This window comes from Micromonospora globbae, assembly GCF_003610785.1.
GTDB classification, from domain to species: domain Bacteria; phylum Actinomycetota; class Actinomycetes; order Mycobacteriales; family Micromonosporaceae; genus Micromonospora; species Micromonospora globbae.
Genome location: NZ_RAQQ01000029.1, coordinates 19,069 through 37,203, shown reverse-complemented (window position 1 = coordinate 37,203; position 18,135 = coordinate 19,069). Strand labels below are relative to the sequence as shown.

The 18,135-nt window shown below is 73.4% G+C and carries 19 protein-coding genes; 10 read left to right on the top strand and 9 right to left on the bottom strand.

Features of this window, described 5'->3' with window-relative positions; all coding sequences use genetic code 11:
• Window positions 1–51 precede the first annotated feature (51 nt).
• From D7I43_RS28640 to D7I43_RS28615, 6 genes are all read right to left on the bottom strand, one after another.
• Window positions 52–1,752 (bottom strand): nitroreductase family protein, encoded by a 1,701-nt coding sequence (locus D7I43_RS28640; protein WP_120331702.1) that lies wholly within the window; start codon window positions 1,750–1,752, stop codon window positions 52–54.
• A gap of 10 nt (window positions 1,753–1,762) precedes the next feature.
• Window positions 1,763–3,721, bottom strand: coding sequence for a TOMM precursor leader peptide-binding protein (locus D7I43_RS28635; protein ID WP_120331701.1), 1,959 nt, complete (start codon window positions 3,719–3,721; stop codon window positions 1,763–1,765).
• 95 nt (window positions 3,722–3,816) lie between these two features.
• Complete coding sequence (locus D7I43_RS28630) at window positions 3,817–4,002, bottom strand: thiazolylpeptide-type bacteriocin (RefSeq protein ID WP_120331700.1); 186 nt, start codon at window positions 4,000–4,002, stop codon at window positions 3,817–3,819.
• A 76-nt stretch (window positions 4,003–4,078) separates the two neighbouring features.
• Window positions 4,079–4,294, bottom strand: coding sequence for a thiopeptide-type bacteriocin (locus D7I43_RS28625; RefSeq protein ID WP_240033213.1), 216 nt, complete (start codon window positions 4,292–4,294; stop codon window positions 4,079–4,081).
• Window positions 4,295–4,478: 184 nt separating this feature from the next.
• Complete coding sequence (locus D7I43_RS28620) at window positions 4,479–4,661, bottom strand: hypothetical protein (protein WP_088993325.1); 183 nt, start codon at window positions 4,659–4,661, stop codon at window positions 4,479–4,481.
• A gap of 53 nt (window positions 4,662–4,714) precedes the next feature.
• The gene (locus D7I43_RS28615) at window positions 4,715–6,835 is read right to left on the bottom strand and encodes a TOMM precursor leader peptide-binding protein (protein WP_120331699.1); all 2,121 of its coding nucleotides are present in this window, start codon (window positions 6,833–6,835) and stop codon (window positions 4,715–4,717) included.
• Window positions 6,836–7,318: 483 nt separating this feature from the next.
• Between D7I43_RS28615 and D7I43_RS28610 the strand changes: the two genes are divergently transcribed.
• From D7I43_RS28610 to D7I43_RS28600, 3 genes are read left to right on the top strand one after another with little or no spacing between them, the layout of a single operon-like run.
• A complete protein-coding gene (locus D7I43_RS28610) occupies window positions 7,319–8,272 on the top strand; it encodes an ABC transporter ATP-binding protein (protein ID WP_120331698.1) in 954 nt (317 codons plus the stop codon).
• Complete coding sequence (locus D7I43_RS28605; protein WP_120331697.1) at window positions 8,269–9,111, top strand: ABC transporter permease subunit; 843 nt, start codon at window positions 8,269–8,271, stop codon at window positions 9,109–9,111. Before D7I43_RS28610 ends, D7I43_RS28605 begins: the two co-directional genes overlap by 4 nt.
• A 17-nt stretch (window positions 9,112–9,128) precedes the next feature.
• The gene (locus D7I43_RS28600) at window positions 9,129–9,350 is read left to right on the top strand and encodes a hypothetical protein (protein ID WP_120331696.1); all 222 of its coding nucleotides are present in this window, start codon (window positions 9,129–9,131) and stop codon (window positions 9,348–9,350) included.
• A 67-nt stretch (window positions 9,351–9,417) separates the two neighbouring features.
• Here the strand turns inward: D7I43_RS28600 and D7I43_RS28595 are convergent, their stop codons facing one another.
• Complete coding sequence (locus D7I43_RS28595; RefSeq protein ID WP_240033212.1) at window positions 9,418–10,446, bottom strand: extracellular catalytic domain type 2 short-chain-length polyhydroxyalkanoate depolymerase; 1,029 nt, start codon at window positions 10,444–10,446, stop codon at window positions 9,418–9,420.
• Window positions 10,447–10,652: 206 nt separating this feature from the next.
• On the opposite strand from D7I43_RS28595, the gene D7I43_RS32865 reads away from it, so the two are divergent.
• The 4 genes from D7I43_RS32865 (at window position 10,653) to D7I43_RS28580 (ending at window position 14,664) form a co-directional block, all read left to right on the top strand.
• Entirely contained in the window at window positions 10,653–10,808 is a 156-nt protein-coding gene (locus tag D7I43_RS32865; protein ID WP_158610175.1) for a hypothetical protein, read from the top strand.
• Between the two features lie 204 nt (window positions 10,809–11,012).
• Window positions 11,013–12,227, top strand: a complete 1,215-nt coding sequence (locus D7I43_RS28590; protein ID WP_158610174.1) for a low temperature requirement protein A — start codon at window positions 11,013–11,015, stop codon at window positions 12,225–12,227.
• A 197-nt stretch (window positions 12,228–12,424) separates the two neighbouring features.
• The gene (locus tag D7I43_RS28585; RefSeq protein ID WP_240033211.1) at window positions 12,425–13,069 is read left to right on the top strand and encodes an acyl-CoA-like ligand-binding transcription factor; all 645 of its coding nucleotides are present in this window, start codon (window positions 12,425–12,427) and stop codon (window positions 13,067–13,069) included.
• An 8-nt stretch (window positions 13,070–13,077) separates the two neighbouring features.
• The gene (locus D7I43_RS28580) at window positions 13,078–14,664 is read left to right on the top strand and encodes an MDR family MFS transporter (RefSeq protein ID WP_120331694.1); all 1,587 of its coding nucleotides are present in this window, start codon (window positions 13,078–13,080) and stop codon (window positions 14,662–14,664) included.
• Window positions 14,665–14,870: 206 nt separating this feature from the next.
• Here the strand turns inward: D7I43_RS28580 and D7I43_RS28575 are convergent, their stop codons facing one another.
• Window positions 14,871–15,317: an ATP-binding protein gene (locus D7I43_RS28575; protein ID WP_275670863.1), complete on the bottom strand. Its 447-nt coding sequence runs from the start codon at window positions 15,315–15,317 to the stop codon at window positions 14,871–14,873.
• A 129-nt stretch (window positions 15,318–15,446) separates the two neighbouring features.
• Here D7I43_RS28575 and D7I43_RS28570 point away from each other — a divergent pair, with 129 nt between their 5' ends.
• The 3 genes from D7I43_RS28570 to D7I43_RS28560 all read left to right on the top strand — a co-directional run bounded on the left by D7I43_RS28570 (window position 15,447) and on the right by D7I43_RS28560 (window position 17,581).
• The gene (locus D7I43_RS28570) at window positions 15,447–15,764 is read left to right on the top strand and encodes an STAS domain-containing protein (protein ID WP_120331692.1); all 318 of its coding nucleotides are present in this window, start codon (window positions 15,447–15,449) and stop codon (window positions 15,762–15,764) included.
• Between the two features lie 84 nt (window positions 15,765–15,848).
• Window positions 15,849–17,072: a PP2C family protein-serine/threonine phosphatase gene (locus D7I43_RS28565; protein ID WP_120331725.1), complete on the top strand. Its 1,224-nt coding sequence runs from the start codon at window positions 15,849–15,851 to the stop codon at window positions 17,070–17,072.
• A 107-nt stretch (window positions 17,073–17,179) separates the two neighbouring features.
• Complete coding sequence (locus D7I43_RS28560; RefSeq protein WP_120331691.1) at window positions 17,180–17,581, top strand: DUF2267 domain-containing protein; 402 nt, start codon at window positions 17,180–17,182, stop codon at window positions 17,579–17,581.
• Window positions 17,582–17,609: 28 nt separating this feature from the next.
• Here D7I43_RS28560 and D7I43_RS28555 read toward each other — a convergent pair whose 3' ends face one another.
• Window positions 17,610–18,128, bottom strand: a complete 519-nt coding sequence (locus tag D7I43_RS28555) for a hypothetical protein (RefSeq protein ID WP_120331690.1) — start codon at window positions 18,126–18,128, stop codon at window positions 17,610–17,612.
• Window positions 18,129–18,135: the final 7 nt, after the last annotated feature.

Below are 18,135 nucleotides of genomic sequence, written 5' to 3'. Positions count from 1 at the left end.
GGGGCCGTACCGGGCCGCGCGCGCCCGCTGCCCCGCGTCGGCGGTGGGCGTTCACAGCCGGTACACCAGGTCGGCGGCGGTTTCCGGATGCCGCCCGAGGAGCAGGAAGAGCACCGTGCGCTCGTCGGTGCCGTCCAGCCCGAGGGCGGTGTTCATGGCCACGTTGTCGAAGCCGAGCACGGCCCCGCAGCCGAGACGCTGGGCGGTGGCGGCGCAGTAGACGCGCTGCGCGACCGTCCCCACCTCGGCGTTGAGGACCCGGTAGCCGCGCGGGCCGAGGGCGTCGAGCACCGCGTCCGGGCGGCCGGAGATGGCGAGCACCGCGCCGACCTGGTCCATCGTGTAGTTGGTGAGGAAGTACTGCCGTTGCAGGAAGGCCGACATGCCCTCGTCCGGCTCGGGCCCGGCCGGCAGCAGGGCGTGCCGGCGTGCGCAGTAGGCGTAGGCGGCGGCGGGCAGGTCGTCGACGTGGTTGGCGAACACCCAGAGCCGGGTGAGCGCCGGCCCGCCGTCGGGACCCTTGACGTCGGCCGGGTAGCGCCGGCCGGCGGCGGCGAAGGCGAGCGTGGTGGCGAGGTCGGCGGCGGTCAGCTCGGGCGGCCGGCGGAACCGGCCGAAGCTGCTGGTCCGGGTGGTCAGCACCGTCGACAGCGGGCGGTCGAGCCGGTCCAGCCGGGCCTCGGGCAGGGCGACCGGTTCGCCCGGCAGGTCGCGCGGCGTGGCCGCGTCCACCGTGCCCGGTGCGGCGGGCGCCGCCGCGGCGCGGTGGACGGCGGTCACGGCGGGGAACTCCCGTACCCGGCGGGAGCGTTCGAAGGCGTGGTACCGGACCCGGGCCCGCGACCCGCCGGTCGCCGTGGGAGCAGCGGGCCCGGCGGCCGTGGCCGCGGCCGGCCCGGTCGCCGTGGCCGCGGCCGACTCGGGCGCCGTGGCCGCGGCCGACCCGGGCGCCGGCGTGCCGCCGGCCCAGTCCAGCGGTACGACCGCGAAGACGCTCTCCTCGTCGCTGTCGAGCCCCAGCAGCCGGTCCAGGGGCGCCGGGTCGAAGCGGAGCAGCCGGCGTACGGAGGCGCCGAGCGCCGGGGCCAGCAGGTCCCAGGAGCCGAGCAGGGCGCCCAGATCCTGGGTGACCACGTGGTAGCAGAAGCTGTTGTACTTGAACGAGTTCTTCCAGAACCGGATGGTGGCCAGCAGGTAGCTCGCGCCGGGCCCGGGTGCCTCCCCGTCGGCACCGGCCACGTCCAGGGCGGCGCGTACGGTGCCCGTCAGGTCGCCGGGGAGCAGGCGTTCCAGCATGTGCGCCCCGGTGTGGTAGTGGTGCACGCCCGGCAGCAGCGGCCCGCCCGCCCCGCTCACGAGGTACAGCTCCACCGGGTACATGCCACCGCCGGACGCGGTGCCCCGTCCCCAGACGGCGTGCTCGAAGTGCGCCCGCTTGGCCGCGTCCTGGTTCCAGTTGACCGCCAGGCGCCGGTCCAGCACCCCGTACGACAGGCGCAGCAGCGCCGCGAGCCGCGGCAGCGACCAGCCCGTGACCGGCGGCAGGTGCTCCCCGGTGTGCAGGTCGCGCAGGCTGGGCAGCGCCGGCGGGTCGGCGGGCAGCGGCAGCCGGGGCGCGCCCGGGTAGCTCTTGTGCCGGGACGGCTGGTCGGCCCAGTCCACCTCGTAGTTGAGGGGCTCCATGGGAACCCGGGCGCGGCGGAACACCGCCTCGGTGTAGTCCCGGACGACCTCGCGGGCCTCCTGCTGCATGTCGGTGCTCCTAGGGGAAGGGGTGCGGGTGGGGGTTGCGGCCGGTGGCGCCGAGCCCGTCCGGTCCGTGCCGGCCCCGGGCCAGGTACCGCTCCAGCCGGTCGCTCCACAGCACCCGCTGCCGTTGCCAGCCGAAGTCGATCGGCACCAGCGCCGGCGCCACCACCGCCATCGTGTGGATCCCCGCGATCTCCTGCTCGGGGCACGTCTGGTCCACGGCGACCACGTCCCCGCCGAGGCCGGCGATCAGCCCGGCGAGGTACTCGGTGTCGGCGCGGAGGTCGTCGTGGGCCGGGCGGGTGGCGAGCCAGTCGCCGTACAGCTCGGCCATCGAGCGCCGGGGCGGGTCGTCGAAGAGGAAGGCGGCGTGCCGGGCCATCTCCGGCAGGCCGTAGAGCAGCGCGTGGTGGCTCAGCTCGGTCACCTTGGTGTAGTCCCGGACCATCTCCCGCAGCTCCGGCTCGCTGGCGGCGACGCGCTCGTCGAAGCCCGGCACGTAGGAGGCGGTCTCGCACAGCGCCGCGCGGACCGCGTCGTCGGGGTCGAGGCTCGCGCCGGCGGCGAAGCAGAGCTGCCCGAGACCGTCGCCGCGCTTGACCGCCACCGCCGTCACGACCGGCACCGGCAGGTCGGCCCGGGTGTCGAAGAGGCGTACGTCGTAGCCGAGCAGGTCGACCCGGTCGAGCATGAAGTGCACCCGCTCGTCGCGGCAGCTGGCCGGGTCGATCTCGGCCAGCCGCGCCGAGCCGTACCAGGCGAGCAGGAACGCGTCCCGCTCGACGAGTTCGAGCATGCCGTGCAGCAGCGCCTCCTCGGGGCAGCTGCCGCTGGCGCAGCCGTTGGAGCACTCCTGGACGAACTTGCGCTGGTCGGTGCGGCGGTCGAGGTAGTAGACGAGTTGCTCGGGGACGAGCTTCGGCCGGCGGTCGCGCAGCGACCACCCCCACACCCAGTGCATCGGCTCGTCCGGCGAGTACGGGGCGTAGTAGAGCCCGTGGCCGTGGTAGAACGCCGGGTGGTAGCCGAGGCCCGCCGGGTCCAGCGCGTCCGGTGCGAGGTTGGCGTAGCTGTCGAAGACCTCGGTCCGCTTGGCCCGCGGGAACTGGCCGGCATACCGCTCCAGCCCCTCCAGCAGGGCGTACGTCTCGCTGCCGCCGTAGCTGTTGGCGTGTCCGCTCCACCACATCTCGTGCAGGTCGTAGCGGCTGCGGACCCGGAAGTACCCGCTCACCGGCGCGGTGGCCGTGGCGTTGTAGGCGCGCAGCGCATTGCCGCCGAGCGCCCCGGCGACCGGGTTGGCCAGCGCGGCCACCGGCAGGTCCAGCTCGTCGGCGGCCCGCAGCCGGTACGTCGTCGGGCTGGGCTTGGGCCGGCGGGTGAGGGTGAGCACCGCCGCCTCGGCGGTGTCCGGGCGCGGGCGCGCGCAGGCCGGGCACTCGGAGTCGGCGAGCACCTCGACCACGCTGGTCTCCAGCGTGTCCATCCGGAGCTGGTGGACCCGACCCACTCCGGGCCGGACGGGTGCCGGCCGGCACGCCTGCCGCAGCAGGTCCCAGAGCGCCTCGACGGCGAACGGGGTCAGGTGTGGCAGCGGAGCCACCACGCCGACGCGGGCGCCGTGCTCCAGGGCGTGTCGTTCCTCGCGGAGCCGGATGGCCTGCCAGCGGCGCTGGACGCAGAGCGGGCACGGGCCGGGGTGCCGGTCGGTGTCGCCGGACCAGCGGGGGCCGACCAGCGCGGTCGCGCCGTGCAGCCAGATGGGGACGACGTCGCCGGTGAGGCCGTCGCCCGTGTCGGCGTACGCGTCGGCGAGCCCCAGGGCGGCGATGCGGACGGTGACCCCGGCCGGCGGCGTGTCGGGGTCGGACGGCCGCTCCGCGCGGTCCGGGAGTCGCTCGTGGAACGCCTCGCCGAGCTGCTTGAGACTGGCGTCCCAGGCGGTGGAGGTGGTCCGGACGTCGACGATCATGCGGGTTCACCTGTCTGGTCGCTGCGGTGCGGGGTGTGGGGACCGGGGCTCCCCGCCGGCGTGGCTCGCCGGCGGGGACGGTTGCGGTGGGACGGTCAGCCGCCGCCGCATCCGGTGCTGGTGCTGCTGCTGCAGCAGCTCGACGTGCTGCAGCTGCAGCAGCTCGAGCACGAGCAGCTGGAGCTGGACCAGTCCATGACCATGGCGTCGATCGCGTCGACGTCCTCGATCTCGAAGGTCTCGCTCTCCAGTGCGCGCAGCTCCTCGGTCAGTTCGGGCATCTCGTCTACCTCCCTCCGGGGGTGTCCGGGCCCCGCCACCGCACGTCCGTCCGGATCGGCCGTGCGGGGTCGTGGCTCAGCTCGTGCTGCTGCAACTCGACGAGGTGCAGCTGCAACAACTGGACGTGCTGCAGCTGGAGCAGCTCGAGGTGCTGGTGCTGCTGCTGCAGATGTCCATGAGGTCGGCGGTCAGATCCGCGATGTCCTCGACCTCGAACGTCTCGGCCTGCAGGTCGCGCAGTTCGCTACGGACCGAGTCGGGCAGTGTGACGGCTGCCAGGGGTGATGTCACGGGCCTCTCCTTGAGCCGCGGTCGGTGCCGGTTCCGGTCGGGTCCTGTCCGCACCACCACGGTGGTTCCAGCGGAGGCGCGCGGGGCTACTCGCCGGTGTCGGCCGGCGGCGGATGGTGCGTCGTGCGGTGGTCCCACCGGGACCGGGTCTCGTCAGCGTCGGGGTTCGACCCCGGTCACCCGGTCAGCCGCAGCTGGAGGTGCTGGTGCTGGTGCTGCAGCAGCTCGACGTGCTGCAGCTGCAGCAGCTCGAGCACGAGCAGCTGGAGCTGCTGGCGGCGAGCGCCTCGCCGCCGTCCTCGACCTCCTCGATCTCGAAGGTCTCGGTCTCCAGCTCGCGGAGCTCGTCGTTCAGGGTGATCGGCATGTGTCCACCTCCTTCCAGGGTGCGTGCCTCGCTCGGACCACTGACGTGGTGGCTCAGGCGGCCGTACGGCCGTCGGTGCGCAGCAGGACGACGCCGCTGCGGAAGGCCCCGGTGGCGCGGACGTCTCGGGTGGTCGTCTCGACCAGGAGGGCGCTCGTCCCGCGCCGGGCCAGCGCGGCCAGCACCGCCGCGCGGTCGGTGCGACCGCCCGCCGCCGGCGCGGTCCCGGACGGCTCGGCCGCCGTGGCGGTGAGCACCACCGGGTCGAGGTCGGCGAGGACCGGCGCGCCGAGATCGGGCTCGGTGTTCTCGAAGTGCCGCACCTGGATGAGCCCCACCAGCTCGCGCAGGGCCGCCCGCCGGGCGGTCACCGGGTCGAAGCTCGCCGCGAGCCGCCAGTCGCGCCGGCCCCCGTCCGGCTCCTCGGTGACGGCGAGGACGGCGTACGCGGGCGCGGCGCCCGGCAGGACGTAGGCCGCGACCTGGCGGCCGAACCGGTGGGCCGCCTTCAGCACGAACGCCGTGTCGTCGTCGCCGGTCAGCTCCTCGTCGGCGAGGCGGACGAGGCCGGAGGCCCCGCGCAGGGCGGCGGTCAGCGCGCGGTAGGCGAGCGCGTCGGCCAGCCCCTGGTCGATCACGTCGTCGAGGCTGTCGGCGGCCACCGCGCCGGCCACCGTCGGTTCGGTGAGACCCTCGCCGTCGGCGGCCGAGGTCGGCAGCGCCGCCCCGGCGGGCACCCAGACGGTGCCCGTGCCGCCCAGCACCGTCGCGGGCAGCCAGCGCAGCGGCCGGTCCGGGTCGTACGCCACCGCGCCGGTCGCGGTGTCCAGCTCGGTCCACGGCACCGGGTGCTCGCCCCGGTCGGCCAGTTGCGCGGCGGTGGCCACGACGCCGGTGTCCGGGTCGGCGTACCGCAGGGCGTGGTCCCGCACGGCCACCCGGTAGGCGGCGAGCCGGGCGCCCATGACGGTGTGCACGTCGAACGCGGTCAGCTCGCGGGGCCCGCGCCGGCCGGGCAGCCGCAGGCGGGCCGTCTTCAGCGGCGCCTGTTCGAGCGGGTCGTCCACGAACCGGGTGAAGACCCCGGCGTTCGGTGACACGAGGGCCTGCGCCCGCTGGTAGGTCTCCTCCTCGGAGCCGGCGGGCTCGACCGGCCCGGCGACCGCGACGTCACGGCACACCGGGCAGGCCGGGTGGGGCAGCACCGGCTCGCGGACGGATTCCAGGGTGGAGCGGTCGAGCAGCAGCACGCCACCCGCGGTGTCCGCCGCCAGCGCCCCGGTGAGCGCGCGGAACACCTCGAACGCGGCGGCGTTGCCGACCATCCGCGCGGTCACCTCGGGCAGCGGCGCGGGCCGGTCGGGACCGGCGCCGAGGGCGAGCTGGCGCCAGAACTCGGCGGCCGCGGCCGGGTCGGCGCCGTCGGTGAGCCGGAGCTGGGCGCAGAACCAGCACGGGGTCGTCCCGGCGGACACCGCCGGACCGAGCACAGCACGGTCGTCGTCGACGACCACCGGGACGAGCAGCGGACCGTCCCGGTGGCAGGTGCGCGCCAGGTCGGCCAGCCCGCGAAGCCCGGCCCGGTCGGTGCAGAGCAGCACGGCGTCCGCACCGCCGGGGTCGACCGGTCCGTCGTGGACGCGGACCTCGGCGGCCAGCCCGTCGGCGCGCAGCTCCGCCACCTCGGCGCGCAGCGCGTCGGCGTACCGGGCGGGGTCGTCGTCGGGGTGCAGGTCCAGGTGCAGGCACCCGTTGCGGAGCAGGCCGCCCGCCGCGGCGAGCAGCACCGCTCCCCCGCCCCCGAGCACGACCCGGGCGGTGTGGAAGCGCTGGAATCGGCCGGTGGGGTCGTCGGCGAAGTGGTCGACGAACTCGATCTGCGGGGCGAACCGTCGGGCCACCGCCTCCGGCAGATCGGTGCGGCGCCCGGCGTCCTTGGCGAAGCCCCGGTCGAGCAGGGCGCGCACCAGGCTGACGACGGTCTGCCGCTGCCCCTGGTCCAGGGAGGCGGTGAGCTGCGCCAGCGTGTGCTCGCCGGTGAGGTAGGGGCTCAGCGTCGTCAGCCACCGGAACGCCGAGCGCCCCTTGATGAGGAACGCCGTGTCCGGACCCCGGAGGTACGCGCCGGCGGGCGCGTCCAGGAAGACCACGTCGTGGCGCAGTTTGGGCCGCATTTCCAAGGTCCGTGCACCGTCCGGTGGCAGGCTCATCCGGGCTCCTCGGCCAACGATCGTCATCGAATCGAAAGTGCCTTCATGCTGCCCAAGATCGATTGGTACGTCAACAGATTGTTTCGAGTCGGATAGTGGCAGAAGTGAATTGCACGGCAGTGAGCTGCGGCTAAGACAGGAACTGCGGCCGTCGATAGCCGAAGGCCCTTCCCGAGCCGATCAACCTCCGCTACCCTGTGGGCGTCGTCCGCGCCACCGCAGGTCAGGAGCGTTTACATCGTTGTCTCGCGAGGGCCGGCGCGACACCGGGGTGACGTCACCCCTCCGGCGTCGGTGCGGGTCCGCCGGCACTCGACGCTGTCGCCACAGTTAATTGACGGTACGCAATAAACGTCCGCGGCCGGAATTTGAAGGACTCTCGCATGAACGGTGCACGAAATCCCGTCGACGAGCCAGTGCGCACCTTCGATCGATTGCGGCAGTCCGTTGGGGAATGACCGTTTCGCCATCGAATTGCACGAGGTCACGAAGCGTTATCCCGGCGGGATCACCGCGGTCGACGACCTCGACCTGCGGGTCCCGCAGGGTGCGGTCTTCGGGTTCCTCGGGCCCAACGGCGCCGGCAAGACGACCACCATGCGGATGCTGGTCGGGCTCGTCCGGCCGACGTCCGGTCGCGTGTCGGTCCTCGGCCAGCCTCCGGGCACACCGCGCCAACTCGCCCGCGTGGGCGCCCTGATCGAGTCGCCGACGTTCTATCCGCACCTGTCCGGAGTGGACAACCTGCGCCTCGCCGCCCGGTACGCGGGCGTGCCCGACGCCGCGGCCGACCGCGCGCTGGCCGAGGTGGGGCTGACCGGGCGGGCGCGCTCGGCGTTCCGGACGTACTCGCTGGGCATGAAGCAGCGACTCGGCGTGGCCGCCGCGCTGCTCAAGGAACCGGACCTGCTGATCCTCGACGAACCCACGAACGGCCTCGACCCGGCCGGCGTCGCGGAGATGCGGGAACTGCTCCGCTCGCTGCGCCGGGACGGGCGCACCGTGCTGCTCTCCAGCCACGTGCTCGGCGAGGTGGAGCAGGTCTGCGACCGGATCGGCGTGATCAACCGGGGCCGGCTGGTCGCCGAGGGCAGCCCGGACGACCTGCGTGCGGTCCTCGGCGACGGGTCGCTGCTGATCGGCGCGGACCCCGTCGACCAGGCGGTCGCCTGCCTGCGCGGGCATCCCGCCGTCCGCGCCGTCGAGGTCGTCGACGGGCGGCTTCGGGTCACCGCCTCCCCGACGCTCGCGGCGGAGCTCAACCGCCGGCTCGTGGAGGCGGGCGTCGACGTGACGGAACTCCGGCCGGTGCGGCACTCGCTGGAGGAGGCCTTCCTGGAGCTGACCGGCCCGGACCAGCCGGTCCTGGCGGACGCGACGACGACGGGAGGCACGCGATGATCGCCTCGGTACGCGCGGCCTGGTTCGCCGACCGGAAACGGCCGGCGGTGTGGACGGTCACGCTCACCTGGACGGCCCTGGCCCTGGTCTTCGGCATCGGCGTCCCCTACCTCGTACACCTCACGCTGGCCGGCGACCCGGAGCAGGCCGACGCCGCCGCGTCGCTGCTGGACGGCGTACTGCCCGGCCAACTCGTCACCACGGGGATCGGGCTCTTCCCGCTCTTCGGCGGCGCGATCGTGGTGATCCTCGGGGCCCTGGTGGTGGGCAACGAGTACCGCTGGGGCACGCTGAACCTGATCTTCACGCAGCGTCCCCGCCGGTGGCAGGTGACGGCCGGCCACGCCGTGGCGCTCTGCGTCCTCACCCTGCTGCTGGCCGTCCTCACGTTCGCGGCGCTGGCCGCGGTCACCACCGTCATCGCGCTCGTCGAGGGGCGCGCCCCGAGCCTGCCGTCGCCGGGCAGGCTGGCCGCCGCCGTGGCCGCCGCCTGGCTCATCTGCACGGCGCACGCCGCGCTCGGGTTCCTGCTCGCCATCGCGTTCCGCAGCACCGCCACCGCCATCGCGGTCGGCCTGGTCTGGACGCTCGTGCTGGAGAACGCGGTGAGCGGGCTCGCCCTCGTGCTGAGCCCGCTCACGGCGGTGCGGAACCTGCTGCTCGCCCCAAGTTCGGGCGCGCTGGCCGGCGCGCTGGGAGCGCGGTCGCAGTTCGACGGCGGCACGCCGGGTGTGCTCGAATCAGGCAACGCCGCGCTCCCCGTGGCCGTCCTGCTGGGGTACGTGCTGGTCACGTTCGGGCTGGGTATCTGGCTCACGGCACGGCGGGACGTCGGCTGACCGGAAGGGGTGCCACCGTGGACTTTCTCCTCGCCTTCGCGCTGACCGGGTTGGTGGCCTGCGGCGGCTGGATCGCCTGGGGGCTCGCGCGCGGGTGGGCCCGCGCCCGCGACCGGCGTCACGAGCTGCGGCTGGCGCAGGCCCGGGCGGCGGCCGAGCTGCGCCAGGCCGAGATCCGGGAGATCGAGCTGGCCAACGAGACGTACCAGGACTTCGTCCGGCGCCACCCCGAGCGGTGACACGGCCGCGCCGGCCACGGCTGGCCGGGCCGGCGCGGGTCGGACGGCGTCCCCGTCGACGGGCGGTTCAGCCGTCGAGCCGGCGGACCATGTTCATGATCGTCTCGACCTGGGCGCCACCCTTGATCGGGTAGTTCGTGCCGCCCAGGTAGCCCCACCAGTCCCAGCAGCCGTTCGGGTTCACGGCCGAGGTGACGGCCTGCGGGTAGAGCACGATCATGTTGTTGGTGTCGGCGTACTGGTTGAGGTTGGCCCGGTCGACGAAGGCCGTGCCGACCCGGCCGTAACCCTGCAGACAGCCGTGGAGCGCGACCAGCAGCCGGCAGGACTGGCCGGCCGCGCAGGACGGCGGCACGTACGCGAAACCGGCGGTGTCCATGCTGAGGCCCGGCGCCCATCCGTTGACCGCGAAGCTGTTCTGGTCGAAGCGGATCAGCGTGCCACGCAGCGGCCCGGTGTTCGGAGCCTGCACCGCGCCGAAGAGCTTGCGCAGGAACGCGTTCTGCGGGTCCGTGCCGCAGTTGTTGAGAAACGGTGCGGCCGTGACCGTGCAGCCGCCCGTGCCGTACGGGGTCACCCAGGCGTGGCCGGCCGCCGAGCCGCTGTCGTACTGCACGCTCGCCCCGAAGTGCTGGTGGTAGCGGACCAGGTCGTCGGTGACCGACGTGCGCACGGTGGCGTCGGAGTTGCCGTGGAAGACGTACGCCGGGCGCGCGGCGAGGTTGCCCACCGGGTCGATCCAGCCGTACGACGCCCAGGTGCGGGTGTACGCCTCGAGGGTCGGCAGGTAGGTCGGGTAGACGTTGTCGCCACACGCGTAGAGCGCCTGGGTCACCGTGTTCTGCGCGCAGTAGTAGGGGCCCGCCGCGAAGACGGCCGACCCGCGGATCCGCCCCGAGTACGCCACCTGGAGCTGCGTGGCCATGTACCCGCCGGAGGAGACGCCCGCGACGTACACCGAGGAGACGTGGTAGGTGGGGAGCGGACCCGGCACCGGCGGGACGGTGTAGAGGGTGGCGGCGCGCGCGGCGCCCGCCGGCGGCAGCACGAGCAGCAGGCCGACGGCGGCGGCCAGGGCCTTCCAGCGAAGCTTCATGATGCACTCCTGTCGCCCGACGCCGGGAACGCCCGGCGTGCGCCGACGGTACCGAGACATGCATCACAGTCCATATGAGTGCGTCCCACACAACCGGCGGGTCCGCGGTGTCGCCGGTCGCCGGCAACTCGGGTGTCGGCGGGGCGGTCACGGGTATCCGGAGCGGGCCCGCGCACCGCGGGCGGCACACGGCAGCGGAGGGGCGGATGTCGCAGGGTTCCGACGAGCAGCACGAGCCCGTTCCGGACCGGCCGGAGCGGGCGGAGCGCCGCGAACCCGAGCAGCCCGCCGAGACCGACGAGGACGCGATGACCGACGAGGACGCCCGCGCGCGGGACACGGCGCCCACGGAGGAGTCCTGACCGGTCCCGGCGGTTTGCCGGGCGGCGGAACGGCGCCCGGCGGTTTGCCGGGCGGGCCGGCGGGAACGCGCGCCCGAGCAGCCCGGCAGAGCGAGGAGGCGTCCGTGACCGTTCCGGTATCGCACCCGCACGTCACCGGTGGGCGGACCTGATCCGGGCGGGGCCACCCCGCTGACCGCACCGTTGCGCCGCGGACTGCGGCCGGTGACCGAGCAGACCCGGGTCACCACGGCCGAACTCTTCTTCGACGTCGTCTTCGTCTTCGCCTTCATCCAGGTCACCACGCTGATGACCGGCGGGACGAACGAGTTGGGCGTGCTGCACGGGTTGCTCGTCCTGACGATGCTGTGGTGGTCGTGGTCGCTCTTCGCCTGGCTGGGCAACCGCGTACGCGCGAACTACGGCTGCGTGCGGCTGGTGCTGCTCGCGACGGTGCCGGTCATGTTCGTGCTGGCGGTCAACACCCGGGAGGCGTTCCGCGACGCGCCGGGCGGCGGCCCGTACACCCCCACCGTGTTCGTGGCGACGTTCTTCGTCCTGCGGCTCTTCTACCTCGCCCTGCGCCTCTACGCGTCCACGCCACTGCGGGCCCGCGACGCCGTGGCGCTCACCGTGCCGATGCTGCTGGCCGTCGGCCTGCTGCTGATCGCCGCCCGGCTGCCCGGATCCGGGCTGGACGACGCGACGGTGCGCTGGGGACAGGTGGCGCTCTGGGTGCTCGCGATCGGCGTCGACTACGGCGCCGCCCTGGCGCTGCCCGTACCCGAGCGGGCCATCTTCTCGGCCCGGCACTGGACCGAACGACACAGCCTGATCATCATCGTGGCGCTGGGCGAGGTGCTGGTGTCGATCGGCATCGCCGGCGCCGACATCCCGAACTCACGCGGCCTGATCGAGGCCTCGGCCCTCGCCGTCGTCGTCGCGGCGGCACTGGAGTGGATCTACCTCGACCTCTCCGCGCTCGTGGGCGAGCACGCGCTGCGGGACGCCGACCAGCACGGCCGGGTGGGCCTCGCCCGGGACGCGTACAGCTACCTGCACCTGCCGATGATCGCCGGGATCATCCTGCTGGCGGCCGGCCTGAAGCACGTGCCCGCCCTGGTCGGGGCGGCGCCCGCCCACCATCGCGGCGACCCGCTCGACGCGTTCGGCCGGTACGCCATGTACGGCGGCGTCGCGCTGTACCTGCTCGCCCACGCCATGTTCCAGCTGCGGCTGAACCGCCTCGTCCTGCCGGTGGTCTGGCCGCGGCTCGTCGCGGTGCTGGTCCTGCTCGTGATGGTGCCGTTAACCGCCCGGATCTCCGCCCTGGCGGCGCTCGGGTGGCTCGCGGTGATCTGCACGGTCACCGCGGTGACCGAGTTCGTGGTCAGCCGCGGTCCCCGCCACCACCTCCGAAACGCCCTGAACGAGGAGTGACACCCCCGCCCCCCGGGGGCCCAGACCCGCGTTGATCATGAAGTTATTGCCACGACACGCCGATGCCGATGGCAACAACTTCATGATCACCGGGGAGGGTGCGGGCCCGGGAGGGTGTGCGCCCCCCGGGGGTGGTGATGGTCACTTCACTGGGTGAAAGTTTGCGCGAGCTGAAAGATCGTCCGTACCGTTGCCCGGTGACCTCCCCGCCCTCCCCTGCCGACGGGCTACGGGACCGCAAGAAGCGACAGACCCGGGAGGCGCTGGCCACCGCCGCGCTGCGCCTCGTGGCCGAGCGCGGTCTCGAGCACGTGACGGTGGAGGAGATCAGCGCCGCGGCGAACGTCTCCTCGCGGACGTTCTTCAACTACTTCCCGTCCAAGGACGACGCGCTCATCGCCGACCCGTCCGTCGACAGCGCCCGGTTCGTGGCAGACCTCGCCGAGGTGCCGTCCGACGTGCCCGCCCTCGCGGCCGTCCGAGCGGCCATGACCGGGGTCATCGAACGGATCCAGGCCGACCGGGAGAGCTGGCTGCTGCGGATGGTGGTCATCGAGCGCAACCCTTCGTTGCTGCCCCGCCTGGTCACCGCCGGCGCCGAGGTCGAACGCGCGATGATCGAGGCCGTCGCCGCCCGGGTGGGCGTACCCCCGGACCACGGCTTTCCGGCCCTGCTCGTGGCCGTGACCGGCGCCGCGTTCCGCACCGCCATGCTCCGTTGGGCCGCCGCCGGCGGCGCCCGCTCGCTGGCGGAACTGGTCGACGAGGTGTTCGAGGCGCTCGCCGCCGGCCTGCCCGACCCCCGCACCGCCACCCCGCAACCTGCCGCTGCGACAACGTGAGGAAGTTGATGTCCCTACCCACCGCGCCCGCCGACGCTCCCGAGGTCGGCGCGGCACGCATGTCCCGCCGCGAGGTCCTCCAGGCCCTCTCCGGCCTGATGGTCGGCATGTTCGTGTCGATCCTCGCGTCCACGGTCGTGGCGAACGCGCTGCCACGCATCATCGCCGACCTGAACGGCAGCCAGACCGTCTACACCTGGATCGTCACCACCGAACTGCTGGCCATGACGGCGACCGTGCCGCTCTGGGGCAAGATGGCCGACCTCTACAGCAAGAAGCTGCTCATCCAGTTGTCCCTGGCCCTGTTCGTGGTGGGCTCGCTGATCGCCGGTCTCACCCCGAACGTCGAGGTGCTGCTCGTCAGCCGGATCGTCCAGGGCATCGGCGCGGGTGGCATGACGGCCCTGGCCACCATCGTGATGGCCGCCATGATCCCGCCCCGGGAGTTGGGCCGGTACGCGGGCATCTTCGGCGCCGTCTTCGGTGTCGGCACCATCGCCGGCCCGCTGATCGGCGGCGTCCTGGTCGACACGTCCTGGCTCGGCTGGCGCTGGTGCTTCCTGATCGGCGTGCCGTTCACCCTCCTGTCGATCTTCCTGCTCCAGCGGACGCTGCACCTGCCGGTCGTCCGCCGCGAGGTCCGCATCGACTGGCTCGGCGCCGCGCTGATCACGACCGGCGTCTCCGTGCTGCTGGTGTGGTCGTCGCTCGCCGGCAACAAGTTCGCCTGGGCGTCGGGCTGGACCGCGTTGATGGTCATCGGCGGCGTCGTCCTGCTCGCGGTGGCGGTGTACGTGGAGTCCCGGGCCGCCGAGCCGATCATCCCGCTGGAGATCTTCCGGAGCCGCACGGTCTCGCTGGCCACCATCGCCAGCGTGCTGGTCGGCCTCGCGATGTTCGGCGGCACCGTCTTCCTGTCCCAGTACTTCCAGATCTCGCTCGGCAAGTCGCCGACGGTGGCGGGCCTCATGAGCCTCCCGATGGTCTTCGGCCTGCTCGTCTCGTCGACCGTCGCCGGGCAGCTCATCACGAAGTACGGTCGCTGGAAGGCGTACCTGGTGGCCGGAGCCGCGATCATGACCGTCGGCATGGTCTTGCTCGGCACGATCGACGCGGGGACCAGCCTGGTCGTCCTGTCGATCTACATGGCGGTGCTCGGCATCGGTGTCGGCATGCTCATGCAGAACCTGGTCCTCGCGGCGCAGAACGACGTGCCCGCCCACGAGCTCGGCGCGGCCACGTCGGTGCTCACGTTCTTCCGCAGCATGGGCGGCGCGATCGGCGTGAGCGCCCTGGGCGCCGTCCTCGCCAACCGGGTCACCGACCTCATGACCGAGAAGCTCGGCCCGGCCGCGGCCGGTGGAGGCTCGACCGCCGAGGTGCCGGACCTCTCCCTGCTGCCGGAACCGGTGCTGCGCGTCGTGCAGGAGGTCTACGGCACCGCCACCGCCGAGCTGTTCCTGATCGGCGCGCCGCTGGCCCTGCTCGCCATGGTCGTGGTCTTCTTCATCCGGGAGAAGCCGCTGCACACCCTCAGCGGTGAGGAGCGGCGGGCCCAGGAGGAGGCCGCCCGGACGGCGTCCCTGTCCCACTGAGAAACCCCCACCCGGACGGGGTCCCGTGGCGCCGGCACCGCGCCGCGGGGCCCCTTCTGCGTACGCGGGAGGGGCCAGCATGGCGCGTCGCCCGGCGCCACCCACCGGCCTCGCCCGGCGCGGTCCGGCGCCGCCCACCGGCCTCGCCCAGCGCGGTCGCCCGGCCGACGGACGTCTGACCTGGCCGGCCACTCACCCGGAGGCGATCAGCGGGTGTCGACGGGGCGGTCGGATGTCACACGGTGGGACACGGCGGCGCTCAAGGTGACGACGGTACCGGCGGTGGAGGTGTCGATGGTCACGTTCTCGCACAGGTGGTGCACCAGCCAGAGCCCGCGGCCGCCCAGCGTCTGCGGTGACGGCAGGCGGGGTGAGAGGTCACCCGGAATCCCGGCGCCGTGGTCCCGGACCGTGACGACGACCGCACCCGGGCTGGTTTCGACCGTGACGTCGGCGCTGCCCCCGCCGTGCTGGATGGCGTTGATCATCACCTCGTTCACGGCGATGGTGAACTGTTCCGCCCGCTCCGGCGCCAGCCCCACGCCCAGTGCCGCGTCCGTCACGCGGTGTCGTACGGCGGCGACACCGGGCGCCGTGACGCCGTGCAGCGTCGCCCCGTCCGCACCGGGACGGGGTGTTCCGGGTGATGTCACATCCACAACGTCCTCATCGCCGGAGATTAACCGCCGCCGGCGTCACGCGCCGGAGACGGCGCGCTGCCGGTGCCTCACTATAAAGTCAGCACGTTCGCCCAGCATCGGCAGCGAGAGGAGGAGCGCGGCGTGGCGCTGTCGTTCTCCCAACACCGTGACACCGGTGTCGTCACGGTGATGGCGCGCGGTGAGGTCGACCTGTCCACCGCGGACGACCTGCAGCGGGAGGTCGAGGCCGCCGTCCGGGGCGACTCCACGGCGGTCACCGTCGATCTCGGTGAGGTGACCTTCCTGGATTCGGCCGGGATCAACGTGCTGCTCCGGGGGCGACGGCTCGCCGACGAACACGGCAAGCCCTACCACGTCACCAACGCCCAGGGGATCGTCCGCCAACTCCTGCGCATGACCGGGGTGTGGGACCATCTCTGCGCACCCGAGGGCGGGTAACGCATTGCGGCAGGAAGGGGCGGCTTCGCGCCGGGACGGAACGCCTCCGGCAGGGACGGACGGGCGGTCGAGGATGCGATGGTGATGAACGGTGACATCTCACACGCCGGCAGCGAGGAGAAGCTTCGCCGGCTCCAGAGCGTGACCGACGCCGCCCTCTCCCAGCTCGGCCTCGAGGACCTGCTCGACGAGCTGCTGGAGCGGACCCGCGACCTCCTCCGAGCCGACACCGCCGCGATCCTGCTTGTCGACCCCACCGGCACCGAGCTGGTCGCCACCGCCGCGAGCGGCCTCGAGCAGGAGGTCCGGCAGGGCGTACGGCTCCCGGTCGGCCGCGGCTTCGCCGGCACGGTGGCGGCCCGGGGCGAACCGGTCATGATCGAACGGGTCGACGACACGACCGTGCTCAACCCCATCCTGGTCACCCGAGGTGTGGTCTCCGTGCTCGGCGTGCCCATGCTGAACGGCGCGCAGGTCATCGGCGTCCTGCACGTCGGCACGCTGACCCCGCGGCGCTTCACACCCGACGACGTCGAGCTGCTCCGGCTGGTCGCCGACCGGGCCAGCCTCGCGACGCAGGCCCGGATGTCGCGCCTCGACCGCGCCGCCGCCGTGGCTCTCCAGCGGAGCCTGCTGCCGGCACGTCCGCAGGCGGTGCCCGGGCTCGACGTGGCCGCCCGTTACGTGCCCGGCACCGAGGTCGGCGTGGGCGGCGACTGGTACGACCTCTTCCCCCTGCCGTCCGGGCACATCGGAATCACCATCGGCGACGTGGCCGGCAACGGCCTGCGGGCGGCCGTGGTGATGGGCCGAATCCGCAGCGCCCTGCGCGCGTACGCGCTGGAGACGGACGACCCCGCCGAGGTCCTCACCCGCCTCGACCGCAAGGTGCAGCTCTTCGAGCCGGGCGCCATGGCCACCGTGATCTACGCCGTCCTCGACCCGAGCCTGCGGACGATGGTCATGTCGAGCGCCGGTCACCTGCCGCCGCTCGTCGCCGAGCCGGGCGAGCCGACCCGCATCATCGAGGTCGTCCCCGACCTCCCCCTCGGCGCCTACCGGGACACGCCCCGCCGCACCACGCGCGCCGAACTGGCGCCCGGCGGCTGCCTGTTCCTCTACACCGACGGCCTCATCGAACGCCGCACCCGGGCACTGGACGAAGGCGTCGACCTGCTGCGCCGCTCGCTCACCTGCCAGCCGGCCGACGCCATGTGCAGCAGGGCGATGGCGGCCCTGCTCACCGAGGCCGCCGCCGCGGACGACGTCGCCGTCCTGGCCGTCCGGCGTGTCGACGCGTCCGGCTGACGGGGGCGGGTCGCGCCCGCCCCGCACCGCGGACGTCCCGCGCCGCGGTTTGCGGCCCCCGGCGCGCGGGTAGTCGCCGCTGTCCGTCGGAGAGAAAGGCCGCGAAGGTGGAGAACAGCGAGTTCATCGACTCGGTGGCGAAGCGACTGCGGACCTCGCCCGAGCAGGCGACGGCCATCACGCGCGCCACGCTCACCACGCTGGCCGAGCGGATCGAGAGCGGGGAGGCGAAGGATCTCGCCGCCCAGCTCCCCGAGGAACTGCGCGCGTACGCCCACGGGCCCGCCGGGGAGACCGGCCGGTTCAGCTTCACCTCGTTCATCAACCAGGTGCGTGGCCGGGCCGAGGTGGACGACTCGACGGCCCGGGACGGGGTGCGCGCGGTCTTCGACACGCTGCGCGAGGCCATCCCGCCGGGCGCGTACGACGACGTGATCACCCAGCTTCCCGCCGACTTCTGGCAGCTCACCGACTCGGCTGGCCGGTACGACGGTCGCCGCGGCGGCTGAGCCGACCGGCGGGAAGCGACAGCCCGGTTCAGATCGCCGTGGCCTGGGCGACCTTCCACTCGTCACCGACCGGCACCAGGGTCAGCACCACCCGGTTCTGGTCGACCTTCTCCCCCGCCGTGCTGACGTTACGCCGGTACTGGTTGAGGTAGACGAGGAGTTCCACCCGGTCTGCCTCGGCGCTCACCACCCCGGTGGCCGACACCTCAGCCAGCACCACCGCCTGCTGTTTGCCGGCCGTCTCCTTGAGGGTCGCGGTGGTCCTGGCGTACTCGTCGGCGAAGGCGCCGGTGGCGAAGGTCCGCCCGTTCGCGACGCTCTCGTCGAACGTGCGGTAGTCGTACGAGAAGATGGCCTTCGCCGCCGCCGGCGCGGTGGCCAGTGCCTGCCGTACCGCCTCGTCGCGTCGGGCGACGGTCCGGTCGCCGTACCAGCCCAGGGCCGCGACGGCCGCCGCGAGCACGGTCGCGACGGCGAGCGCCGCCACGAGGGGGACCCGGCGGCGGTGCGGGGCACCGGCTCGCCGCGAGAGGCGCGGGACACGCATGACGGAC